At 59.7% G+C, this 20,676-nt stretch carries 22 protein-coding genes and 1 tRNA gene; 7 read left to right on the top strand and 16 right to left on the bottom strand.

Annotated features, from left to right (window positions below; translation table 11 throughout):
- The first annotated feature begins 174 nt into the window (after positions 1-174).
- The 4 genes from EJ073_RS03110 to EJ073_RS03095 all read left to right on the top strand — a co-directional run bounded on the left by EJ073_RS03110 (position 175) and on the right by EJ073_RS03095 (position 1,194).
- On the top strand, positions 175-375 hold the full coding sequence (locus tag EJ073_RS03110; RefSeq protein ID WP_126054402.1) for a hypothetical protein: 201 nt from the start codon (positions 175-177) through the stop codon (positions 373-375).
- A gap of 125 nt (positions 376-500) precedes the next feature.
- On the top strand, positions 501-776 hold the full coding sequence (locus EJ073_RS03105) for a hypothetical protein (RefSeq protein ID WP_126054401.1): 276 nt from the start codon (positions 501-503) through the stop codon (positions 774-776).
- Between the two features lie 23 nt (positions 777-799).
- Positions 800-982, top strand: a complete 183-nt coding sequence (locus EJ073_RS03100) for a hypothetical protein (protein WP_245455461.1) — start codon at positions 800-802, stop codon at positions 980-982.
- Between the two features lie 32 nt (positions 983-1,014).
- On the top strand, positions 1,015-1,194 hold the full coding sequence (locus EJ073_RS03095) for a hypothetical protein (protein WP_126054399.1): 180 nt from the start codon (positions 1,015-1,017) through the stop codon (positions 1,192-1,194).
- A 386-nt stretch (positions 1,195-1,580) separates the two neighbouring features.
- On the opposite strand, the gene EJ073_RS03090 is transcribed toward EJ073_RS03095, so the two are convergent.
- The 7 genes from EJ073_RS03090 to EJ073_RS03055 form a co-directional block, all read right to left on the bottom strand.
- On the bottom strand, positions 1,581-1,877 hold the full coding sequence (locus EJ073_RS03090) for a hypothetical protein (RefSeq protein ID WP_126054398.1): 297 nt from the start codon (positions 1,875-1,877) through the stop codon (positions 1,581-1,583).
- Entirely contained in the window at positions 1,852-2,313 is a 462-nt protein-coding gene (locus EJ073_RS03085; protein WP_126054397.1) for a hypothetical protein, read from the bottom strand. The genes EJ073_RS03090 and EJ073_RS03085 overlap by 26 nt, the downstream gene beginning before the upstream one ends.
- A gap of 89 nt (positions 2,314-2,402) precedes the next feature.
- Positions 2,403-3,224, bottom strand: a complete 822-nt coding sequence (locus tag EJ073_RS03080) for a hypothetical protein (protein WP_126054396.1) — start codon at positions 3,222-3,224, stop codon at positions 2,403-2,405.
- A 106-nt stretch (positions 3,225-3,330) separates the two neighbouring features.
- The gene (locus EJ073_RS03075; RefSeq protein WP_126054395.1) at positions 3,331-3,897 is read right to left on the bottom strand and encodes a hypothetical protein; all 567 of its coding nucleotides are present in this window, start codon (positions 3,895-3,897) and stop codon (positions 3,331-3,333) included.
- A 287-nt stretch (positions 3,898-4,184) separates the two neighbouring features.
- Positions 4,185-6,557 (bottom strand): DUF5906 domain-containing protein, encoded by a 2,373-nt coding sequence (locus tag EJ073_RS03070; RefSeq protein WP_126054394.1) that lies wholly within the window; start codon positions 6,555-6,557, stop codon positions 4,185-4,187.
- A gap of 633 nt (positions 6,558-7,190) precedes the next feature.
- Positions 7,191-7,385, bottom strand: a complete 195-nt coding sequence (locus EJ073_RS03060) for a hypothetical protein (protein ID WP_126054392.1) — start codon at positions 7,383-7,385, stop codon at positions 7,191-7,193.
- Positions 7,382-8,659, bottom strand: a complete 1,278-nt coding sequence (locus EJ073_RS03055) for a site-specific integrase (protein WP_126054391.1) — start codon at positions 8,657-8,659, stop codon at positions 7,382-7,384. Before EJ073_RS03055 ends, EJ073_RS03060 begins: the two co-directional genes overlap by 4 nt.
- Before the next feature lie 159 nt (positions 8,660-8,818).
- On the opposite strand from EJ073_RS03055, the gene EJ073_RS31355 reads away from it, so the two are divergent.
- Positions 8,819-8,879 (top strand) — tRNA-OTHER (locus EJ073_RS31355).
- Between the two features lie 166 nt (positions 8,880-9,045).
- Here the strand turns inward: EJ073_RS31355 and EJ073_RS03050 are convergent.
- The 3 genes from EJ073_RS03050 to EJ073_RS03040 form a co-directional block, all read right to left on the bottom strand.
- Positions 9,046-9,705: a TetR/AcrR family transcriptional regulator gene (locus tag EJ073_RS03050; RefSeq protein WP_245455460.1), complete on the bottom strand. Its 660-nt coding sequence runs from the start codon at positions 9,703-9,705 to the stop codon at positions 9,046-9,048.
- A gap of 160 nt (positions 9,706-9,865) precedes the next feature.
- Positions 9,866-11,293 (bottom strand): amidase, encoded by a 1,428-nt coding sequence (locus EJ073_RS03045; RefSeq protein WP_126054390.1) that lies wholly within the window; start codon positions 11,291-11,293, stop codon positions 9,866-9,868.
- Between the two features lie 68 nt (positions 11,294-11,361).
- On the bottom strand, positions 11,362-12,396 hold the full coding sequence (locus tag EJ073_RS03040) for an extracellular solute-binding protein (protein WP_126054389.1): 1,035 nt from the start codon (positions 12,394-12,396) through the stop codon (positions 11,362-11,364).
- 1,155 nt (positions 12,397-13,551) lie between these two features.
- On the opposite strand from EJ073_RS03040, the gene EJ073_RS03035 reads away from it, so the two are divergent.
- Together EJ073_RS03035 and EJ073_RS03030 are read left to right on the top strand one after the other, a co-directional pair.
- Complete coding sequence (locus EJ073_RS03035; protein WP_126054388.1) at positions 13,552-14,325, top strand: NAD kinase; 774 nt, start codon at positions 13,552-13,554, stop codon at positions 14,323-14,325.
- A gap of 192 nt (positions 14,326-14,517) precedes the next feature.
- On the top strand, positions 14,518-16,071 hold the full coding sequence (locus EJ073_RS03030) for a DEAD/DEAH box helicase (protein WP_189347595.1): 1,554 nt from the start codon (positions 14,518-14,520) through the stop codon (positions 16,069-16,071).
- A 67-nt stretch (positions 16,072-16,138) separates the two neighbouring features.
- On the opposite strand, the gene EJ073_RS03025 is transcribed toward EJ073_RS03030, so the two are convergent.
- From EJ073_RS03025 to prfB, 6 genes are all read right to left on the bottom strand, one after another.
- Entirely contained in the window at positions 16,139-16,735 is a 597-nt protein-coding gene (locus EJ073_RS03025) for a hypothetical protein (protein WP_126054386.1), read from the bottom strand.
- A gap of 249 nt (positions 16,736-16,984) precedes the next feature.
- Positions 16,985-17,635, bottom strand: a complete 651-nt coding sequence (locus EJ073_RS03020; protein ID WP_126054385.1) for an OmpA family protein — start codon at positions 17,633-17,635, stop codon at positions 16,985-16,987.
- Between the two features lie 155 nt (positions 17,636-17,790).
- Positions 17,791-18,159, bottom strand: coding sequence for a GFA family protein (locus EJ073_RS03015; RefSeq protein ID WP_126054384.1), 369 nt, complete (start codon positions 18,157-18,159; stop codon positions 17,791-17,793).
- Between the two features lie 149 nt (positions 18,160-18,308).
- On the bottom strand, positions 18,309-18,680 hold the full coding sequence (locus EJ073_RS03010) for a hypothetical protein (RefSeq protein WP_126054383.1): 372 nt from the start codon (positions 18,678-18,680) through the stop codon (positions 18,309-18,311).
- A gap of 298 nt (positions 18,681-18,978) precedes the next feature.
- The gene (locus EJ073_RS03005) at positions 18,979-19,407 is read right to left on the bottom strand and encodes a GFA family protein (RefSeq protein ID WP_245455459.1); all 429 of its coding nucleotides are present in this window, start codon (positions 19,405-19,407) and stop codon (positions 18,979-18,981) included.
- 62 nt (positions 19,408-19,469) lie between these two features.
- A protein-coding gene (prfB, locus tag EJ073_RS03000; RefSeq protein ID WP_126054381.1) for a peptide chain release factor 2 occupies positions 19,470-20,601 on the bottom strand; the annotation gives its coding sequence in 2 pieces (ribosomal slippage) (positions 19,470-20,534 and positions 20,536-20,601; 1,131 coding nt in all).
- Between the last annotated feature and the right edge of the window lie 75 nt (positions 20,602-20,676).

The raw sequence follows: 20,676 nt of genomic DNA, 5'->3' as shown, positions 1-20,676 counted from the left end.
CAGCCGCCTGCTTCCTGAAGCGGTCATTTTCGTCGCGAAGCTTTTGCGCCCGTTTCAGGGCTGCCGCGCTGATATCGAGAGAAGTCCAAGTGTCCATGCCGACCAACTCTAGGGGCGAGCAAATGTTCCGTTGGGGCGGCGGAACCTAAAGGCCATCAGCCGCCTTGTCTCAGCATGAACACCGAGACCAAGGTGGAAAAGGGAGAACGCCACGTTCGCGAAGGCAGGGCACGCATTGCTCGCCAGCGCAAACTCATCGAAGAGATGACGCTCGACGGCCACCGGACCGACCTGGCCCGAGGGCTATTGCAAGACTTCGAGGCGGTGCAACGCGAACTTGAAATGCACCTGGACTTCCTACTCACATTCAACTGATGAGTGTTCGACATTGCGCGTCTTGCGCATCGGAGTCCGGCTCACAAAGTCTCAATTTGAATTTCAAAAATTTGGCTCCTATTTTAGGCCGGTGACCGATGTGCCTATGAAAAGCAGGGGTGCAGATGATGGCCGCCACGTTGTTCGGAACCCGGAAGCGCTATCTCAAGGCTCTCCGGGTCGTTGCCGCGACAGAGCGTTCAATAGGGCGCTCCGCCACACGGATGGCATCGTGCTACAGCTTGCTCGAGTTGTCTGAAACGCAGTTGCAGAAACCAGTACGGACGATGTTTGAAACGTCTGCCGTCTCTGAAGGTGAAAGCGGCGCGGCGGCCCTGTTGCCGCCGAAGCCAGGCAAGCGCGGTCCCTATAAGAAGCGCGAGAAATCTGATACCTCTTAGCGATGAGGGAAGCCGTTCTAGCGATGCTGGAGCAGCATGTGCTTTTGGGCGAGCGACATATTGCGCGCCAGCGGGAGATTGTTGCCGACTTCCACCATAAGGGCTTCAGGGCAGACTTAGCCGAAGACCTTTTGACCCTGTTCGAGCAGATGCAGCTTCTGCACGTCGCTCACCGGGATCGGCTTTTGAATTCAACGCAAGGCTAGGCGAGGTCTTTGAGTCCCGGTAGCATGAGGGAATGAAGCGCAGCACGATCTATGCCGTCTACCACCCGCCAGCGAATGGCCTGCCGTACCTGGCCATAGTCATCGCTCCCGATGGAACGGCTACCGCCCGTCCATTCGATACGGAGCAAGAGGCCGCAGCGTTCAACAAGCAAATGGCAGCGGCAGGACATCCCGGCAAGGCCAACCATTGAAGCACTTACCCAGCCGCAGGGGAATGGCTACAGGCCCGTATCTCTGGAGGTTAATAAGCCCTAGCGCTGAGGTTTGTATCGGCGTTAGGGCTTTAGGCATGTACGCTGTACCCATCATGTCCGCTTATCAGCTTGCGCTAATATAGTGAACGAAGGGTGAATAGGCGCCCCGTAGCGCTGCGACCGAGGCGGACCTGTAGGGCTGGAAATTCACCAACCAGCCAAGGAATTGACCAGCGGAAATCAAATTTACCCCCGCCTATACCCCCGCCCTTCCCGTTTGGGTCGATGGGGATCGAGGGGCTTTGAATTCGTTGGGGATTTGTCGCCGATCCTCTGCTCTGGCGTCTATTCGGACAACCGCTGCTCATACGGTGTGGCCGGAATCATCCGATCCAATCCCGGTATTTTGCTTGTGCAACCTCCGGCGTATCGGTCGGAATTATCCGATCCACAGTTGCCGCCGTGGTCGCCTGGAACAGTCTGGCGACTAACGCTTGTCCGTCGGGTCCTAGCGCCCAGCGGTATTTATCGGCCGGATCGGGTATCATGCCGATTGTAATTTCTAGCGCGGTCAAAAGTCCGGTGTCGTCGCGACCGGGCAATAGTTGCCGACCGCCGCGAACCTGCAAGCGCGCTTCGAGTTCGGCGATACGTTTACGTTCCAGTGCGCGCTTTGACATTGAGCATTTGCTCCAATTGGTCGATTCTCTCGCGCAACAATTCGAGTTCTTGGATGTCGTGAACCTTTGCCATCGCATCGACGCCGGCCCGGAATTCCTCGAGAGAAATATCGGACGATTTGGCAGCGGCGACCAAATCATCAACGGTCATTTCTTCGAATTCCAGCGCCCTACCCTTCGGCAAGCAATGCTGCAAAATGAATTTAACCGCCCATTCCTGATTTGCGTCCAATGCCTCGGTCAGCTTGTCGATTGCGCGAGGCCCGAGCGCTTTTACCTGTTTAAGCAAATCGCGGCTTACTTTACCGACCGCACCAACCGGACGGCCTGTAGATTTACCGACCGCAAATCTCCCATTGTGGTCGCGATCCGATAATCTATGGACGTTATCGTCAATTCGACCGGATTGGGGGAGCGGAAGAAAATTTTCAGTCATTGTTTTTGTCGCTTTACGGAGAAACCCGGGCCGGATTGACAATCAGGAAATCAATCCGGCCCGGAACGCCTAGCAATATCGGTAAATTGCTAGGCGGATTTACCAAACAATAGGTTCAACGCCTCTGTGTCGGTCAAATTGCTGGATTGCGCCGTGAAATTTATTGTCGAGACCAACAGCTTGCTTGCAGCGTCTACCGCTTCCTCACGGAGCTTGATTCGACCAACCTTTGCCTTGGCTAGTAGGCGGATCGATGAATCGTCCATCTTGCTTTTGAGGGGATCGGCCGGCGTCGCGAAATCGTCGGACGGTTCGTTGGGCATGAATTTAATCGTCTTCCGGATCGCGAATTCTTCGGCGAGCAAATCGGACAATTGCTTGTCCTTGACGAAAATCGTCCGGTCGATTGCCGGAACAATTGCTTGGAGCACATCGAGCCCTTGCGACTGCATCACCCATTCGAAAGCGCCACCTAGGTCGGTTCCGAATTCGCGGAAAAGCGTTTGCCGGATTTCGGCGCGCTGGATCGCATCCACGGCGGTCGAGTTCGGGGTAGCGCTCGCCTCTACGGGCTGTCTCAAGCTGTAGCGAGCCGCCGCCGTGGTTTGTCGCTCGCTGATAGCGGCCTGTCTCACTGCCCTGAAGCCTGGACCGCAATATCTCGAACAGGCCTCTGCCCCTACGCGAGCCACGTCGCCGGCCTGCTTGAATTGCTTGTCCGCCGCTTCGATACTCGCGGCAGCGGCCATGACGCCGTTGCCTAACGCCGTAGCAGCGTTGTCGAGATCGCCGGATACGTTCGCGTAGGCAACCGGCCAGAAGAAGGAAAATGACCCTCCGCTGCTAGCCGTCCAATTTGCAAGAAAGCCGCGAGTCTCGCCGGGCACACGAGAAAAATTCTTGATCGCCATAGTCTGTATTCCTTCCGCTTAGAGTGAGTAGTATTTAAGGGAAAGCAATAAGTACGGCAGACGCCACAAGCAAATATCGCTATTTAGTTATCCACAGTTGGCAATTTTAATGACTTTTTCCGATATTTTCGCCCGGTGCCGCCCATGTGGTTTCCGATGTCGAGCGATAACCAACTCTCCGCAGAGCGTTGATTATCTCCGGCGTAACGGGTCCTAATTTGTTCTTAGTCTCGACCGGATGATTTAGCCACGGCGTGGTTGAACTGTACAAAAATTCCGCAACGAAAGCCGCGCTCGATTGGCGAAAGCGATGGTCCATATTTTGATCGATTGAATGAACGATTTGTTCGTCTAGGTGAGCGATGAACCATTCGTCCCGGCCAAGCGCGCCAAACTCGCCTATTTTTGCCACATGCTTGCCGACGCGGTCCACTGCGTCCAGAATGAAATTAAGCGAGCCGGTCGTGTGGTCGCGCCAGATCGAGACGCGGATATCGTCGGACCAATATGAGACCATGTACAACTGGTCGTCCTGATAGTTGAGCTCCGGACGATTGGATGGCCTGGACCAATCGCGCCGCCTGAACCACGCCATTGCACGGTCGAATGCGAGGCACATGCGGGCGGTCTTGATTCCTTCCGGCGTGGCAGAGAATTTCAGCGTTAGTTCCATGGTTGGTTTCCCCTGTTTTTACCCGGGTGACTACCCGTTGTGCTGACTGGATAATTTACCGGTTGTTTTCGTTGCAGTTTTGGCGGGTCTGTATCGGTCTAGTTAACCGCTGCTCCTTACACCCACGCGGGCGACGGCGCGGTGCGCCAAGGATCACCAAGTTCGCCACTTCTAAAAAGACACAGAAATATTTTCAGTATAACGTTGAGTAACATCAGTTCTATTTTCTATTTCCGGCCTTTTCAGATGTGGCGAACTTGGTGATCCTTGGCGAACCGGGGTGGCGGTCACGCTGTGAACCGAAATTTCGCTTGGGCAGCGCCGATCCTGTCAACAATGGCGGCGTTGTCGGCTTTGGTTAGGTCATTTCCGTCAAGTGGGCCGCGCACGATCAAAAGCGTCTCCAACCTGCCCGCTATTTTGATGCGGTGCGCGGTCCTCATACCGGCGCGCTCAACCACATGGCGCATCGCACCGCTGTTGCCTGGAGCGTCATCGCCAAGGAATTCGCGTAGGTCGGCTATCGTCGCCAGATCGTCGGGCCACGCGGCTGCAAATTGCCGTGCGGCCCTGTCAGCGATGCTTTCCATGCTCGCAACCGCTTTTGCCTTGGCCGCGTTCATCGGCGCGCGCTCGCCCGGCTTGAACGTGCTGATATCGAGCGTTGCGAGATAGTACTGGACGCTGGCGACGAACGTCGGGTTGTTGATGATGCCGTGCAAATATTCGAACCAAGCCGGCTGTGCCGGTGTGGTCGGGTTTTCAATAACGATCACCCGTCGGTCGTTATTATCGAAAGGCAACGCGTCCAAATGGTTTGAGAATAGCAACCAACGGCAACAGTTTTTCTCGACATATTGCCTGCCGAATTTGGGATTGACGTGGCGTTCTTCCTCGGTGACGGCGCTCTTAAAATTTTCCTGCTGCCGATAACGTTGTGCGCCGTCGCCCTCGCGTATTTCGTCAACCGTTGCGAGCAATTTTTGGGACAATCGCCCGTTGAAAGTCTTGTTCAACAGCATGCCAACATCGGCATTCGCGGCGACGTATCCGCGAAAAGCTCGGGTGAGGATTGACGCCAGCGTACCGCGACCAATGCCGGTCGTGGTCGCAATCATCAAATAGCAAGTATGCGGAAGCTCGCCCGGTCTCTGGACGATATGCGCCAGCCATTGCAGGAACCGCACACGTTCGACCTCAATCGGCACAAGATAGGCGACATGATCGATGAACGGTCTCGCCCATTCCAGCCAATTTGACGGCGCGGCCCTCAATCGCGGTGGCGTCCAAAGATTGTACGCGCGTTGGCCGCTGCCGTTGGCGTCGAGTGCTTGGCAGATTTCCGGCTTGTCAGGTTGCCACGTTATTTGATCGACCGATGTACGGTTCCGGTCACGACGCCACAAAACCAGCGTCTGGAGTTGCTTTGTGACCGGATTGCAGTCTTCATCGACCTTGCCTGTGTCAACTTCGGTTACGCTCGCGGCATATTCGCTTGCCGCATCTTCCTTACTCCGGATCGTCTTGCTGACTCGGTGTACGATTTGGCTACCGAAGCCGATATGGACCAAGTCTCGCAACATTTGGTCCAGGGTCATGATTGACGGTAGCGGCGGCGTTGGCAGATCGTCGCCAATCACCATATCGGCCTGCAACTGCTGTTCGCGCCGGTCCTTGGCTGCGAAATATTTGCGGTTCGGGCCGGCAATGGCGGACGTGATGGTGAGCGCCCGGTAGTCGCCGCGCGTATACCATTTGGCGCGTTGGCAGAGCGGCGCTCGGCTCATCAATCGTTCGATGCGCACAGGATTGCAGCCGGTCCACCAAGCTAATGCATTGGCAAGAGCAAGCTCGGCGGCGCTGTGGTCGAATGGACGCTTGCCGCTATCCGGAAAAAACCCGCCAAGCTCGGCGACATCGCCGTTCCAAAGGGCTGCAAACGATGGCGCTTTGCCAAGAATAACGGCGGGGCCGCCCTTGCTCTCAATTGCGCGTCTGACTAGTTCGTCATCGTCGGCGGGACCGGCGTAATCCAAGCGCGCCACGTCTTCCCATTCGACCACGCCGGGATAACCGGATTGCCGATCCGGAACCCATTCGGCTAACACTGCACCGCAATCAATCTCCAGATCGAGCTGTGACCAATCGCAATGGCCGAACGCTACAAAGCGGCCTTCGGTGTAGCATTCGAAGCGGGCGCCGCCATTTGCCCATTTGCGAGACTTGTTCGCAAATGCTGCTTTGTTGCTCACGCGGACAATCCCGTGCAGTCCTTGGCCGCTCTGCGATGTTTCCCACGATCCGTTCGGAAAGATGGATTGGGCGATAAAGAGAGCATGCGGCGACCATTCCCCCGTGGCCGGGTCGCGGCAATCGTCAAGGTCGATAAAGGCAAACGGGTCGTTGGCGGTGAACACAAATCCGATGCCGTTGAAACTCCCGGCAGCGACGGCGCGCGCGGCGGTGTCAAAATCTGTCCAGGTGCTTGAATCGGTCGAGCTAGCGGCCTGCCCGGTCTTCGGACCGAACGGGAGCTTGGCTGGCTTCGGTTCTCCGGGTCGCTGCACAAGCCGCCACACAACGAACTGTCGGTAAGCTTTGAGCGCTTCGGGGACAGCGGCGTTGCCCGACAACGCGGCCGGTGGTATGTGGGCGGTCACTGATATTGTCCTTCAAGGCCGGCAGCGTTGCAGCGCTCGCCGGCTTTTCTTTGAGCGCCGGATCAACTAACCGCTGCTCTGATGTTGAAAATTGTTGTTCACTCAAACACTTGCTGAAAACTCAGGCCCGCCAAGAGCGGCGCGGGTAAGCCTTAGGGGAATTAGCCGAGCGGGCGCGAGGCCATAAATCGCTCGATCTCGGCACGGCTCCAATAACGGCGGTTGTTAATTTTGCGAGGTCGGGGAAAGCCGGGAACGGGCGGGGTCAATCTTCCCGTTCGGGGGTCGAATGAACCGTTCAGCCAGCGCCAAAGGGTCATATCGGTGATATTGCCGCAAGCGGCGCGCACTACGGGCGCGGGGATAAGTTCTAGGGAAGACATGGGACAGACCTTGTGAGTGGGAATTGGCTGGGGCCTGGCTCTTGCGATCCATCGCAGAGCGCCGGGCCGTTCCCCGGCTTCGGGTCGTCCAACCCCTATCGCCGCGTCTTCCTCGCGGCCTTGGGCCGTCCAGCCCCTCACACCATCGGTCGTCCAACCTTTGGCATGGGCAACCAACCATAACAAAGTCTAGTGGTCAATAACTAGCTATAACTGCCTTGTGGATAAGTCTCTCATACTAGAGTCACTCTCAAATCCGCACGTAAACGGCAATTAGAAAAATCATAAACAACACTCCACATACGAAGCCCTGAACATGCTCGGGAGTTATAGGGTTCGGCTCCTTGAAGTCGCTCGGATATTTCTGCCCGTTCGGGTTTGGTTCAATGTATCCGTTATCGTCTATTTCGTTCGTCCGCTTCCTTATCCTCTTCTTATCAATCATATGGTCGATCCTTTCCGGAGAATCGTAACGTTGTTCCCGGTGATTGCCTGAATGCGGGTTGCCCATTGTTCCAAAGCGTCGCGCTTTTCATCTTGGTAATCGTACCGGTTATAGATTGCGGCAACACCGGACACTTTACCGGTTTTGTGATTTAGGATTGCTTCGGTCACTTCCTGCTTAATTCCAAGCTTGGCTAGCTCGGTCGCGCATGTGCGCCGCAGATCGTGCAAATGCCAATCGGGCAACGCCGGTTCGCCGCAATGCTTATCGAGCGCTTTCTTGCCATTGCTGAATCCGCTGAACGGCGTCGTTGCGGTTGTCGTGAACACGTATTCCGACAAATTGCCGTCCGCGTCGTGCATCTTGGGCAACGCTTCAATTATCGTCTTTGCAAGCGGCGAGAGCGGCACGACATGCGGTCGTGAATTCTTCGTACGAGCCGCTTCAAGCGTGATCGCGTCATCGGCAATTTCGGACCATTTCAGATCGGCGATTTCGTCGCGGCGTTGCCCGGTCAACAATAGCAATTGTGTCATGGGGCCGAACGGATAGCCGCACTTTTCGGAAGCGTTCCAAACCTTCTTGATTTCCTCATGGGACAACACGCGGTCGCGGCTGGTCGGCTTGGCCGGCGCTTCGGCAAGCTCGATGATGTTCCGGCCCATGACGCGCGCAACGGGCTTCCAGCGGAAGAATGCGGATAGCACCGCAAAGGCGTTCCGCCTCGCGCCCGGCGTCAGCTTCGCCAAGAGCTTTTCGACATCCCGGTAATCGAGCGTCCGAATGTCGCTAACGTGTTTCCAGTGCGGTTTGATATTGGTCGCGATTATGCGCTCATATTCGTCCGCTGTGGTTGCCTTAACCGCCCTACCCTTGAAACCGGTCGTCCTGGCCGTCTTGATAAATTCATCGAACCAAGCGCCCACACTCGTCTTGTCGATCTTCTGTTGCCGGGGGTCATTGCCGCGCTTTGCGTCCGCGATCACCTTTTCGGCCGCTGCCCGTGCCTGGGTGACGTTCAGCACTTGTGTTGCCGATATGATGTTGCCGGCCCGGTCGTCGCGGCCGACTTCGTCATAGCGTCCAATGGTCACTTTCGCGGCCTTGCCATCAATCTTCGTTCGCACAGCCCATGACAAAGACCCGCTTGGCTGCATCACCAGATAGAGGCCGGCTTGGGTGCTGTCCGGTATTTCTTGCCGCGTGGTTGCCGGCGTCAGATTGTTGATAAACGCGGCAGCCTTTTTGAACTGGCCGGGGATCGAATTAAGCATCGGTTTTGGCTCCGGGGTAACCTCAGGGGTAATCCGGGGTACGTTATAGTACGTTCGACAACGTTATGCAAACCGATGCTCAATCGGCCAAAAACCTCGATAAATTAATCAAAATCAATATGTTGATTGGAACAAAGTTAGGGAACGATATGCTTCGGGGTATTCTGGCACAAAATTTGTAAACCGAAGGTCGGCGGTTCGATCCCGTCCGGGGGCACCACCCTTCGCTCTTCGAGCTTCGGGTAGCAGGCCACCCGAAGATCGTTAGACGAAGGGGTGTCCTCCGAAGCCTTGGCGAAGGAGGACAGTCGACAGTTCGCTGCAAACAAGCCGAAATGGCGCACAACCGCCAGGCCGGCTGCCATCTGCGGCAGAGCCGGTAGATATTAGCGCTCAAGATCGAAATGCCGCGGAAACGCCTGATGCAGCAGCATCAGCATCGTCTTGCGCAGGACATTGGTGTTACGGCCGGAAGGGTTCAGGTGATCCCAGTACCAGGCGCCGTGAACCAGATAATTCAGGCTCTCTGATAAGGTGTCTATGTCGACGCCGGAATAGCCGCCACTGCGCGAGATCTCGATCAGCAGCTCGCGCGCTTCGGCCGTGTAGGCGAGGTCGCTCGGCAACCCGATCTCGTTGTAGATCTGCATGCTCTTGCGGTCGCTGGAGAACACGACGAAGACCGAAACCCACTTTGGATGCTGCCGCGCGAATCCTCGCGCGCATTCGACCGCGCCCAGCAGCCTTTCAACCGGCGACAGCCCGGGCGCCCGCACCAAGGTGGCCCACAGCTCATCATATCGATCGCTGAGATACTGCAGCACGGCCCGAAACAGGTTCTCCTTGCTGCGAAAATGGAACACGACCAGCGCGTTCGACGAGCCGACCTGCTCGGCGATGCGCTGCATGGTGACGCTCGCCAGCCCTTCATCGGCGATGAGGTCGATGGTGGCGTCGATGATACGCTGCACGCTCGCCTCGCCGCGCTCGCGCCGACGATCCTTGGGCGGCGCGGCATCATTCGCCGACCCCCTGCCATCAGCCATGGCGGCCCGTCTTGCGGCTGTTGCAGTTGCCCTGCGCTGCGCCATTTTCATCGGCCTTTTCTAGCCCGCGGCGGAACCTCCGGTCCCACAGCCATTCTGTAATATCGGGCGTCCTCCCTCCATAACCGACGCCAGAGAACGGTCGCGCCCCCGGGATTGCTCAAAGCGACGGGCGTGTCCCGGCGCTGTCATACCATTGGCCCTGAGCCGTCTCATAAGCCATCGCGGCGCGAAATACATCGGCATCGCAATAGGTGCGGCCGACAATCTGGATGCCTGTCGGCACGCCACTCGCCGCCTTGCCCGACGGCATGGAAAGCACCGGGCAACGGCTCATCATGTTGAACGGTGTCGTCATCACCCAGCCCAGCGACGCGTTCACCTGTCTGCCGTTGATCTCGACAATGTCCGTGGTCTGATCGAACTCGGCAGGCACCGCGGGGATAGCGTTCGTCGGGCAGATCAGCACATCGTACTTTTCAAGCAACGGACCCAATGTCTGATACATCCGGGCCGCCACCTCCAGGGTTCCGACAAAGTCCGTGGCCTTCGACTTCTGCCCCTCCTCGGCAAACCGACGCGCATAGCTGGTCATGTCGTCGCCATGCTCCTCGAGCAGCTGCGACAGCGAGGCGCCGAAGAGATGCTCGAGATAGGCCATGCCGGCCTTGAGCACCTCGTCGCCCCAGCCCAGATCGACTTCCTCGACCGTGGCGCCGAGCGAGCGGAAGACATCGCATGCGGCAAGCGTGTTCCTGCGCACATCGGCGTCCACTTCGAAGGAGCCGAGATCCATCGAGAAAGCAATCTTCCAGCCCTTGATGGGCTTGTAGTCGAGCGGCAGGCGCAGCTTCGGGCGCAGTGTGGCGATGTCCAGCGGGCTCGGTCCCGCCATGACGTTCTGCAGCAGGATCGCATCCCCAACGTTTCGCGCCAGCGGTCCGGTGTGGCAATAGAAGTCCAGATTGAACGGCGGCTCGTCGGGATTGCGACCGTAGGGCGGCTTGAAACCGACAAGGCCGCAGGCCGATGCGGGGATGCGGATCGACCCGGCGATGTCCGAACCGGTCGCTATCGCGGATGTGCCCGAAGCCAGCGTCGCTGCGGCACCCCCGGACGAACCGCCGGGCGTGAAGTCCGGATTCCACGGATTGCGGGTGACGCCCCACCGCCTCGACCAGGTGTAGCCGGCGCAGCTGAATTCGGGCGTCGCCGTGCGCGCATGGACGATGCCGCCCGCCTTGATGATGCGCTCGTTCATCGTCGAAGTATGGCCGCATACGGCATCCCTGGTCAGCAGCGAGCCATGCGAAGTCGGCTTGCCCTTGATATAGCTCTCATCCTTGATGCCGATCGGCAGTCCTTCGAGAGCTCCGGTCCGGGCGCCCCTGGCGTATTTCGCCTCTGCTTTCCTGGCCAGCTTCATCGCCTCGTCGAAATGCGTGAAGGTGAAGCAGTTGATCGTCTCCTTCGTCGCCTCGGCGCGGTCGATGACCGCCTGCATCAGCTCCACAGGCGAGAGCTGCTTTGCCTTGAACCGCCGCAGCGCTTCGCTCGCCGGCATGTAGCAGAGATCGAGATTGGTCATGGGCAGTCTCCTGCGGTCGGCGGACCGCACGCGGTCCGGCGACTGTGGCCGGAACGGTTTCGGCGCGGCTATTTCTGAAGGTCGGTCCAGATCTTCGTATAAAGCGCCTGCACGTCCGGCGGACAGGCCGGCATGAACTTGCCCTTGGCGGCGAATTCAGCCGGAACCTCGACCTCCGGCGCCCCCTTCATGTCGTCCGGCATGAAGGGCTCGGATCCCTTGATGCCGTTCGCGTAGTGCGCGAAGGCCGAGATCATCGCCGCGTTCTTCGGATCCATGATGAAGTTCTGGAACAGCTTGGCGTTCTCGACATTCTTTGCGTCCTTGAGAACCGCGACATTGTCCATCCAGATCGGATAGCCTTCCTTCGGATAGCCATAGACGATCTTGTCGTTCTCCAGCCGCTCGCGCAGCGATATGCCGTTCCAGTTCACGCCGGCCGCGATGTCGCCCCTGCCGAGGCCATCGACGGCCGCATAATCGAAGGAAAGCCATTTCGCCTTGGCCTCGACCAGCTTGTCACGCACCTTTTTCAGCACCTGCTTGTCGTCGGTGCAGTATTCGCCGCCGAAATAGGAGATGGTGAGGAAAAGGATGTCGCCCATCTCCGGCACGACATTGATCTTGCCGACGAGCTCGGCGGGCGGGTCGAGGAAAATTGCCGACGTGTTCGGGTCGCCGGAATACACCGACTTGTTTACAGACACACCGGTCGTGCCCCACTGCCATGGAACGGTGTATTTGCGGCCTGGATCGAACGGAACGTCGACCCATTTTGGATCGACGTTCTTGAAGTTCTCCATCTTGTTGGGGTCGGTCTCCAGCAGCAGCCCTTCGCTTATCCAGATCGGCATGACACTGGCCGATGGCACGACGATATCGTAGCCCGAAGCGCCTTGGCGCACCTTGGCCAGCGCTGTGTCGTTCGAGTCGTAATCGGTGACAGTCACCTTGACCTTGTAGGTCTCCTCGAACTTCTTGATGAGGTCGGGGTTAGTGTAGTTGCCCCAATTGTAGATGTTGAGCTCGCCGTCGGCGCGGGCCATGCCCGTCGCGGCCATCAGCGACAGCCCGGCGGCCGTCGCGGTCGATTTCCAGTTCATGCTGCTTCTCCCATTGTTGGGACCGGCCACAAATGCGGCCTCGGTCCAATGAAGATAGTTCCCGTTCCTGCGTGGCCATTCACCGGCGGACGCCAGCTGGCCAACTCAATGCAAGGAATAACTATAACTAAACATACAGTCAATATCTTTTAGGCGACATTACCCGGTTGGCCCGTTGAAGGCACAATCGCTGATTGGGACGGCAAGCGCCCTGCCAGAGGCCTCTTTCGGCCATCGGCAACCGGAATTGACGCGCCGATGCGCCGGCAAACGTGTCATGTATCGTCAAACGCGAGGCCATAGACGGATTGGGCAAGCTTCGGCGTGAACAGCCGCGGTTTACAGGGTCGGGGGTTACGCGCCTTTTTCTGGCGGCAGTGCTGCTGATGACCATGGCGCTCTTCCTCGCCGCGCGCGGCGAGGAGCGTATCGCCTTGGTCGTCGCCGGTCCGACCTATGACGGTTCGCCGGCCTAAGCCAATGCCAATGGCAGCGCCGAGCGGATCGCGGCGAGCTTGCGGGAGGTCGGCTTCACAGTCCGGCTACCGAGTGACTGCGAGTATCGAACCGGGATGCAGTCCATCAGGCCCAGCCTACAGGAGTTGATGACAACGGAGGCGAATTCCGCACCACAGGGCTTGGGCATATGCGCGCCAAAACTGTCAACCTGATTATTCTCGCCGGCATGTTCGGTGTGCTTGCGGTGGTCGTAGATTGCGCGGTGGCTTGGCGCAGCGGTCTTACAGCGACCTTTGCGGACAGGGCGTCCCAGCTGCGTCGCCGCAGCGCGAAGCAGTCGGCTCGGGTCGGAAGCTCATATCCTCCGAGCGGCGCACCAACTCGGCGAAAACGAGGGCAAAACTTCCCAGCATCAGGAAGACGATGATTAGGCGTGTCACCGGCAATAGACAGCTCTCGACTGGCTAGCCCCCACCAACCATCCACTGCCGGCTAACATGACCGATCCGGCTTTACGAGAGCTTAAGCTCCGCCTTAACCATCACGTTCGCCTGTTGGCCGACACAATGCGCGAGCGGTCCTTTTGGCGGCCATTGGCGAACACCGCCGCCCTTTGCACATGCGGGCGGCCCATGCTACCCCGGCGCTGGCGCGGCCGCGAACCGGTCGCCGCCAGCCGGTCGTCATCGGAAAGCCATGAGCAAAGCCACCAGCCGTTTCGCCTTCGTCTCGTCCGACACCGCCGACGCCAGGGCGGCACTGGAAAGCCTGTCGTCGCATTATGGCCAGACATCGGTCGAAGAGGCCGAGATCGTCGTGGCCCTCGGCGGCGATGGCTTCCTGCTGCAGACGCTCCGCGACACGATGAGCACGGGCAAGAAGGTCTACGGCATGAACCGTGGCACCATCGGTTTCCTGATGAACGAATACCGGGCCGGCGGCCTCGAGGAACGTATCGCCGCCGCCGTCGCCGAAACCATCCGTCCGCTGGAGATGCTGGCGGTGACGCGCGAGGGCGAAACGGTATCGGCGCTGGCGATCAACGAGGTGGCGCTGTGGCGCCAGTCCTACCAGACAGCCAAGATCCGCATCACGGTGGACGAGCAGGTGCGGCTGGAGGAACTGAACTGCGACGGCGTGATGATCGCGACGCCGGCCGGTTCGACGGCCTATAACCTCTCCGCGCACGGACCGATCCTGCCGCTCGACGCGCCTCTGCTTGCGCTGACACCGGTCAGTCCGTTCCGCCCGCGCCGCTGGCGCGGCGCATTGCTCGCCAACAAGGCGACGGTGCGCTTCGACATATTGGAGGCCGAAAAGCGGCCGGTGAACGCTGCCGCCGACCATACGGAAGTAAAGGCTGTGGCCTCTGTGACGGTGCGGGAGTCGCCGACGGCGACAGCCACGCTGCTGTTCGATCCCAACCATTCGTGGAACGAGCGTATCCTCGCCGAACAGTTCCGCTACTGAGCCGGCGCAAGGACAAGGCTTCGATTAAGCATCGCGATTAAGGTTACGTCTTCACAATCGCAGCAATTCGGGCCGTTTCTGTTGACAAATCGCGGCCTTGCGCCTAACTCCAACGCCGATCTTGCAGGCGCGCGGCGCTTGCCGCGACGGATGCCGTTGCGCTTCCCTAAACCAGCCAAAGACAGCCAACACTTGTCCTCAGACACCCAGACCGCTCAAGAAGCGTTGACATTCGCGGACCTCGGCCTGTCGCCGAAGGTCCTTTCCGCAGTCACCGATGCCGGCTACACCAAGCCGACGCCGATCCAGGCCGGCGCCATCCCGCACGCCTTGCTGGGCAAGGATGTGCTGGGCATTGCCCAGACCGGCACCGGCAAGACGGCATCGTTCGTGCTGCCGATGCTGACCCGTCTCGAAAAAGGCCGCGCCCGCGCCCGCATGCCGCGCACGCTTATCCTTGAGCCCACGCGCGAGCTTGCCGCGCAGGTCGAGGAGAACTTCGTCAAATACGGTAAGAACCACAAGCTCAACATCGCGCTCCTGATCGGCGGCGTCTCCTTCGACGAACAGGACAAGAAGCTGGAGCGCGGCGCCGACGTGCTCATCGCGACGCCGGGCCGCCTGCTCGACCATCGAGAGCGCGGCAAGCTGCTGCTCAACGGCGTCGAGATCCTCGTCATCGACGAAGCCGACCGTATGCTCGACATGGGCTTCATCCCCGACATCGAGCGCATCTGCGAGATGATCCCGTTCACACGCCAGACGCTGTTCTTCTCGGCGACGATGCCGCCAGAGATCACCAAGCTGACGGAAAAATTCCTGCATGCGCCGGTGCGCGTCGAGGTCTCGAAGGCCGCCTCCACCGCGACCAGCATCACTCAGCGGCTGGTGAAGTCCGGTTCGAAACCCTGGGACAAGCGCGAGACGTTGCGCAACCTGATCAAGGCCGAAGATGCCGAACTGAAGAACGCCATCATCTTCTGCAACCGCAAGGTCGAGGTCTCCGAGCTGTTCCGCTCGCTGCTGAAGTATGATTTCGATGCCGGCGCGCTGCATGGCGACATGGACCAGCGCGCACGCATGCAGATGCTGGCCAATTTCCGGGACGGCAAATTGCGCTACCTCGTCGCCTCGGACGTCGCGGCGCGCGGCCTGGACATCCCCGATGTCAGCCACGTCTTCAACTATGACGTGCCGATCCACGCCGAAGATTATGTCCACCGAATCGGCCGCACCGGCCGCGCTGGCCGCTCGGGCAAATCCTTCACCATCGCCACCAAGTCGGACAGCAAATATATAGACGCCATCGAGCGCCTGATCGGCACCAGGATCGAATGGCACGACGGCGACCTGTCGACGGTGGTCGCCAGTGAAGGCGAGGACGAGGCGCCCCGCCGCGGCCGCGGCGCACCGCGCCGCGCCGGCCGCGAGGACGAGGACCGCAAGGACAGGGGCGAGCGCAAATCACGCGAGCGCCAGGCCCGGCACAGCAAAGACACGGCGCCGGCTGCAGTATCCGGGGAGCAGCCGGTCGCAGTCGAAGCCACGGTGGCCGATATCGGCGAGCGGCGCGCTCGCAAGGAAGCAATCCGTTCCGAAAACAGCGAACGCAAGGGTGATCGCAACGAGCAGCGCAGCGAGTCGAAACGCGACCGCCCTGCCCGCCACCGCCAGGAAGAAGACGACGCCACCGTCGGTTTCGGCGACGACATGCCCGCCTTCATGCGGATCGTCGCCAAGGTCTGATTTTCTGTTTCCGTTTCAAGAAGGCAAGCCGACCAACCGGCTCGCCTTTTTCAGGTCTTGCGGCCCGTTACATCGGCCCGGGCATCATCTTGGTCGGCTTCTCCAGCATCGGGAACTCGGCCTTGCTGCATTTCACGGTCGGGTTGGTCGGGCTGAACACGCCGTTCGGATTGTCCTTGAACCAGGCGTGAAGATCGTAGTGGACGAACTCCTTCGGAATCAGAGGGTAGTGTCCCTCCATCGGTCCCATGAATTTCTGGCCGAATAGCGTGGGTGCTTCCTTGACGTCCGGCGTCAGCGGCACCAGCCATTCCACCCCGACCAGTTTCAGGCCTTTCTTGGTCGGCTCGTAGATCAGCACATTGGGGTGCATCGGATCGAGCTTTTTCCCGACGCTGGGAACGTTGACGAAATGGATGCCCATGGCGCCTTTCGGATAGTCCATCGTGCCGGGTATCTTTTCGCCGGTGAAGTAGACGCACCCGACAGTAGACAGATAGAGGTCGCGGATGGCGGCGGTGTAGTCCTCATATTTGGCGAGCGACTTTTTCAAGGCCTCGATGTCGGCCTTGCTGGCATCCTCGGCCTGAGCCGTGGCCACGCCAAGCCAGGCGCCAATGAGACCCGTCAAAGCGAGGACACCGAAGCGAGCTGTTTTCGTCATGCATTCCTCCCAGAATTCTGATCTGGCCGTGCAAGACCGAGGCGTCGAACTTCTTGATTGCGCGGCCGATTGTACCGCCCCGTCCCCTCAGGAACGCTCCGATGCTATTCCTTTCCATGATCCCGGAAAAGCAGTCCGTTAGAACTAGCTAATTCTTCAGGATGACTGGGTGAACTGAAGACTGCCAATGTCGGCTCAAAACAAAAACGGCCCCCGTGGGGGCCGTTTTCACGTTCGATGCCAGGCGGCTCAGGTGAGCGGCGACAGCTGGATCTCGACACGGCGGTTCTGGGCGCGGCCCTGGGCCGTCGCATTGGACGCGACCGGACGGGTCTCGCCGAAGCCGGTGACGGCGAAGCGGCGCGAATCGACGCCTTGCCCCGACAGATAGTTGGCGACCGCCAGCGCGCGGCGCTGCGACAGATCGAAATTGTGTTCGTCGCCGCCCGTCGAATCGGTGTGGCCGAAAACATCGACCGTGGTCTGGCGGAACTTGTTCAGCACCAGCGCCACCGAATTCAACACCGGATAGAAGCCGGGCTTCACCGCGTCCTGGTCCACGTTGAAGGTGATATCGGACGGCATGTTGAGGATGATCTGGTCGCCGGTGCGGGTGACGCTGACGCCGGTGCCCTGGAGCTGGCGGCGCAACTCGGCCTCGTTCTGGTCCATCGTGGCGCCAATAGCGCCGCCGGCGAGCGCGCCGATGCCGGCGCCGATCAGCGCGTTGCGGCGGTCGTTGCCGCCGGCCAAAAGGCCAAGCCCGGCACCCGCGATCGCGCCAAGGCCGGCGCCGGCCGCCGTGTTGGAAACCTTCTGCTCACCGGTGTAGGGATCGGTGGTGGTGCAAGCGCTCACCAATACAGCCGTCGCCACGACGACGAGCACAGTCTTCTTCATGAGAATGTCCCTCTCCAAACCGCGGCCATTGCAGCCGCGCCATATCAGCCCTTCCGGCGGTCTTGTAGCATGAAATACGGCGAAAAGCGGAACGGCAAAATGCCAATCAAAGCTTTTCCGTCGCCGCAATGCGCGGACGTTCCGGCCAGTGCCCTCTACCAGAGATTCTTGCCGTCGATGACGACGACCTCGACCTTGTCGAGGTCAAAATCGTCGAACAGGCGCGAATTCACGCTGACCTTCGGGTTGTCGAAGTCCGGCTCACCGCTCGACCAGTCGGGCGTTTCGGTGAAGGTGCCGCAGCCGCATGCGGCGCAAAAGCCGTGCTTTATGGTCTTTGACCCCCAGCGGTAGAACGAGACGTTTTCGGGCGGGCTGGTGAGCTTGAATTGCTCGGGCAAATAATAGGCCCAGAGCGAGCCGCGTTTCGAGCAGAAGGAGCATGTGCATTGCGTCACGGTTTGCGGCGGTTCCGAAACCTCGAACGTTGTCGCTTCGCAGTGGCAGCTTCCCTTGATGGTCATGAACGATTTCCTCTCCATTGTCCGCCGCCTCCACGGCAAGGCAACATAAAGAAGCGTTCCTGACAACCGCCTGACGGCAGGCTTGCCTGCCCGCTCTCAAAACTGGAAAGCCCGATGCCCCTTGACCCGCAGGTCGGATGCCCGTCGCCTCAATAGGAGCGCGGCGGCACGAACAGGCAGATCGTCTTGCCGGCATCGAGCCCCGCCTGATGCGCGCACCAGTGGAATTCACCGTCGGGGCTGTCCTTGACGCGCTTGTCGGTCATGGGAACCACCTCGCCCGTGCCGGCGATCACATAGCCCTCCGGCTTCTCCAGGACTTCGCCCGAGTGGGTCGTGCGGCAATCGTAGTTGGCACAGCAGGAGAAGGGATAGCTCCAGCCTTGCGGCAATGCCGCGGTAGGCTTGGCGTCATGCGCGAGCGCAGGCGCCGTCAACACTACGACCGCCGCGGCCAGGAAAAACAGGAAGCGGCCAACCGGTTCAACGGCTTTGGCCTGTCGAATTGTGGCAGCAAACATGAGAACGTTCCTTTCAAACGAGCTCCAAGCCTTCGCTTGCCCGTTCCCGGAACGTGTCTTCCCACTGGCCGGATCGTCAGGTCGCAGATATGCCGCGTCCGGCCATAAATGCTTCTATCCCCTCAGCCCGAATGCTGGGCTGATTCCTTGGCCGGCGCAAGAAGCGGCCGCATCGGCAACGCCGCGCCGCACGCCAAACCTCTGCAGCCAGAATCGTGCGCCGGCTTGGTTAACGAGCCGTTAGCGACGGATGTCTGGTGCCGGACAACGAAATTCGGATGAAGCTGGTTCCAGCCGTTCAACCGGGAATATGCTCATCATACCGCGGCAGGTCGTCGGTGACTGTGAACCATTTCGCCTTGGAACCAACGAAGATATGCGCCGTCGGGCGGATGCTCGGCGTATCCACCAGCGTCCCCATGGTGACGTGGACGTAGGCGCCCTCCCGCACCACCGAATAAAGCAGCGAGCCGCACTGCCCGCAGTGCTTGTCGTGAGCGCCGCTCGGATCGCCGAAGACCAGCAGCCTGTCGTCGCCGGCGGTCAGGCGCAGCTTGTCCCGCTCGATGCCGGCGAAGGGCTTGAAAGCCGACCCGGTGGCGCGCTGGCAGTTCGAGCAGTGGCAGTTCAAGGCATAGACGAATTCGTCCGCCACCTCGTAGTGGACGGCGCCGCAAAAGCACCTTCCGGAAAGTCTGTGAGTATTTGCCTTGTCCGGCTTGGTCACAAGCGCCTCCTTCATCTGGTGCCCAAGGTGTCAGCCCGGCCTCACCTGAATATGGACATATCCTAGTCGAGGTCCGCCACCGCTTCGCCCGCCCCGCCTTCGATGCGGTGCGACAGCGAGGCTTCCATGAACTCGTCGAGATCGCCGTCGAGAACGCTCGACGGGCTGGTGCTTTCGACGCCGGTGCGCAAATCCTTCACCAACTGATAGGGCTGCAGCACGTAGGAACGGATCTGGTGGCCCCAGCCGATGTCGCTTTTCGACGCCTCGGTGGCGTTGGCCACCGCCTCGCGCTTCTTCAGCTCTTCTTCGTAGAGGCGCGAGCGCAGCATCTCCCAGGCCTTGGCCCGATTCTTGTGCTGCGAACGCTCGGCCTGGCAGGCGACCGCTATGCCGGTCGCCAGATGGGTGATGCGGACCGCCGAATCGGTGGTGTTGACGTGCTGGCCGCCCGATCCCGACGAACGGTAGGTGTCGATGCGGACATCCGATTCGGAAACGGCGATCTCGATCGTATCGTCGATGACCGGATAGACCCAGACGCTGGCGAAGGAGGTGTGGCGCCGCGCATTGCTGTCGTAGGGCGAGATGCGCACCAGCCGGTGGACGCCGGATTCGGTCTTCAGCCAGCCATAGGCATTGTGGCCCTTGATCAGCACCGTGGCCGACTTGATGCCCGCCTCTTCGCCGTCATGCACTTCCAGCACTTCGACCTTGAAACGGCGGCGCTCCGCCCAGCGCGTGTACATGCGCAAAAGCATCGAGGCCCAGTCCTGGCTCTCGGTGCCACCGGCACCGGCATGGATTTCGAGATAGGTGTCATTGGCGTCGGCCTCTCCCGACAGCAACGTCTCGACCTGGCGGGCCTTGGCTTCGCCCTGCATCGAGCGCAACGCCGCTTCGGCCTCGGCCACGACGCCTTCGTCGCCCTCTTCCTCGCCAAGCTCGATCAGGCCGATATTGTCTTCCAGCGCCTGCGTCAGGCCCTTGACGGCGGCGATACCGTCCTCCAATTCCTGGCGCTCCCGCATCAGCTTCTGCGCTTCCAGCGGCTCGTTCCAGAGGCTGGAATCCTCGGCGCGGACGTTCAGGTACTCAAGCCGCTTGATGGCCTGGTCCCAGTCAAAGATGCCTCCTCAGCAGGGTTATCGCCTGCCTGATCTCGTCGACGATGTTCTGCGTTTCCGCGCGCATGGCTGCCAGTTCTGTCCTGTTGTCTGGTTCTTGTCTGGGATAGGCGCGATACATAGGCACGGCACCGCCGCCTGT

The sequence above is a fragment of the Mesorhizobium sp. M4B.F.Ca.ET.058.02.1.1 genome (genome assembly GCF_003952505.1).
Taxonomy (GTDB): domain Bacteria; phylum Pseudomonadota; class Alphaproteobacteria; order Rhizobiales; family Rhizobiaceae; genus Mesorhizobium.
This window is presented reverse-complemented; position numbering and strand designations above follow the sequence as displayed.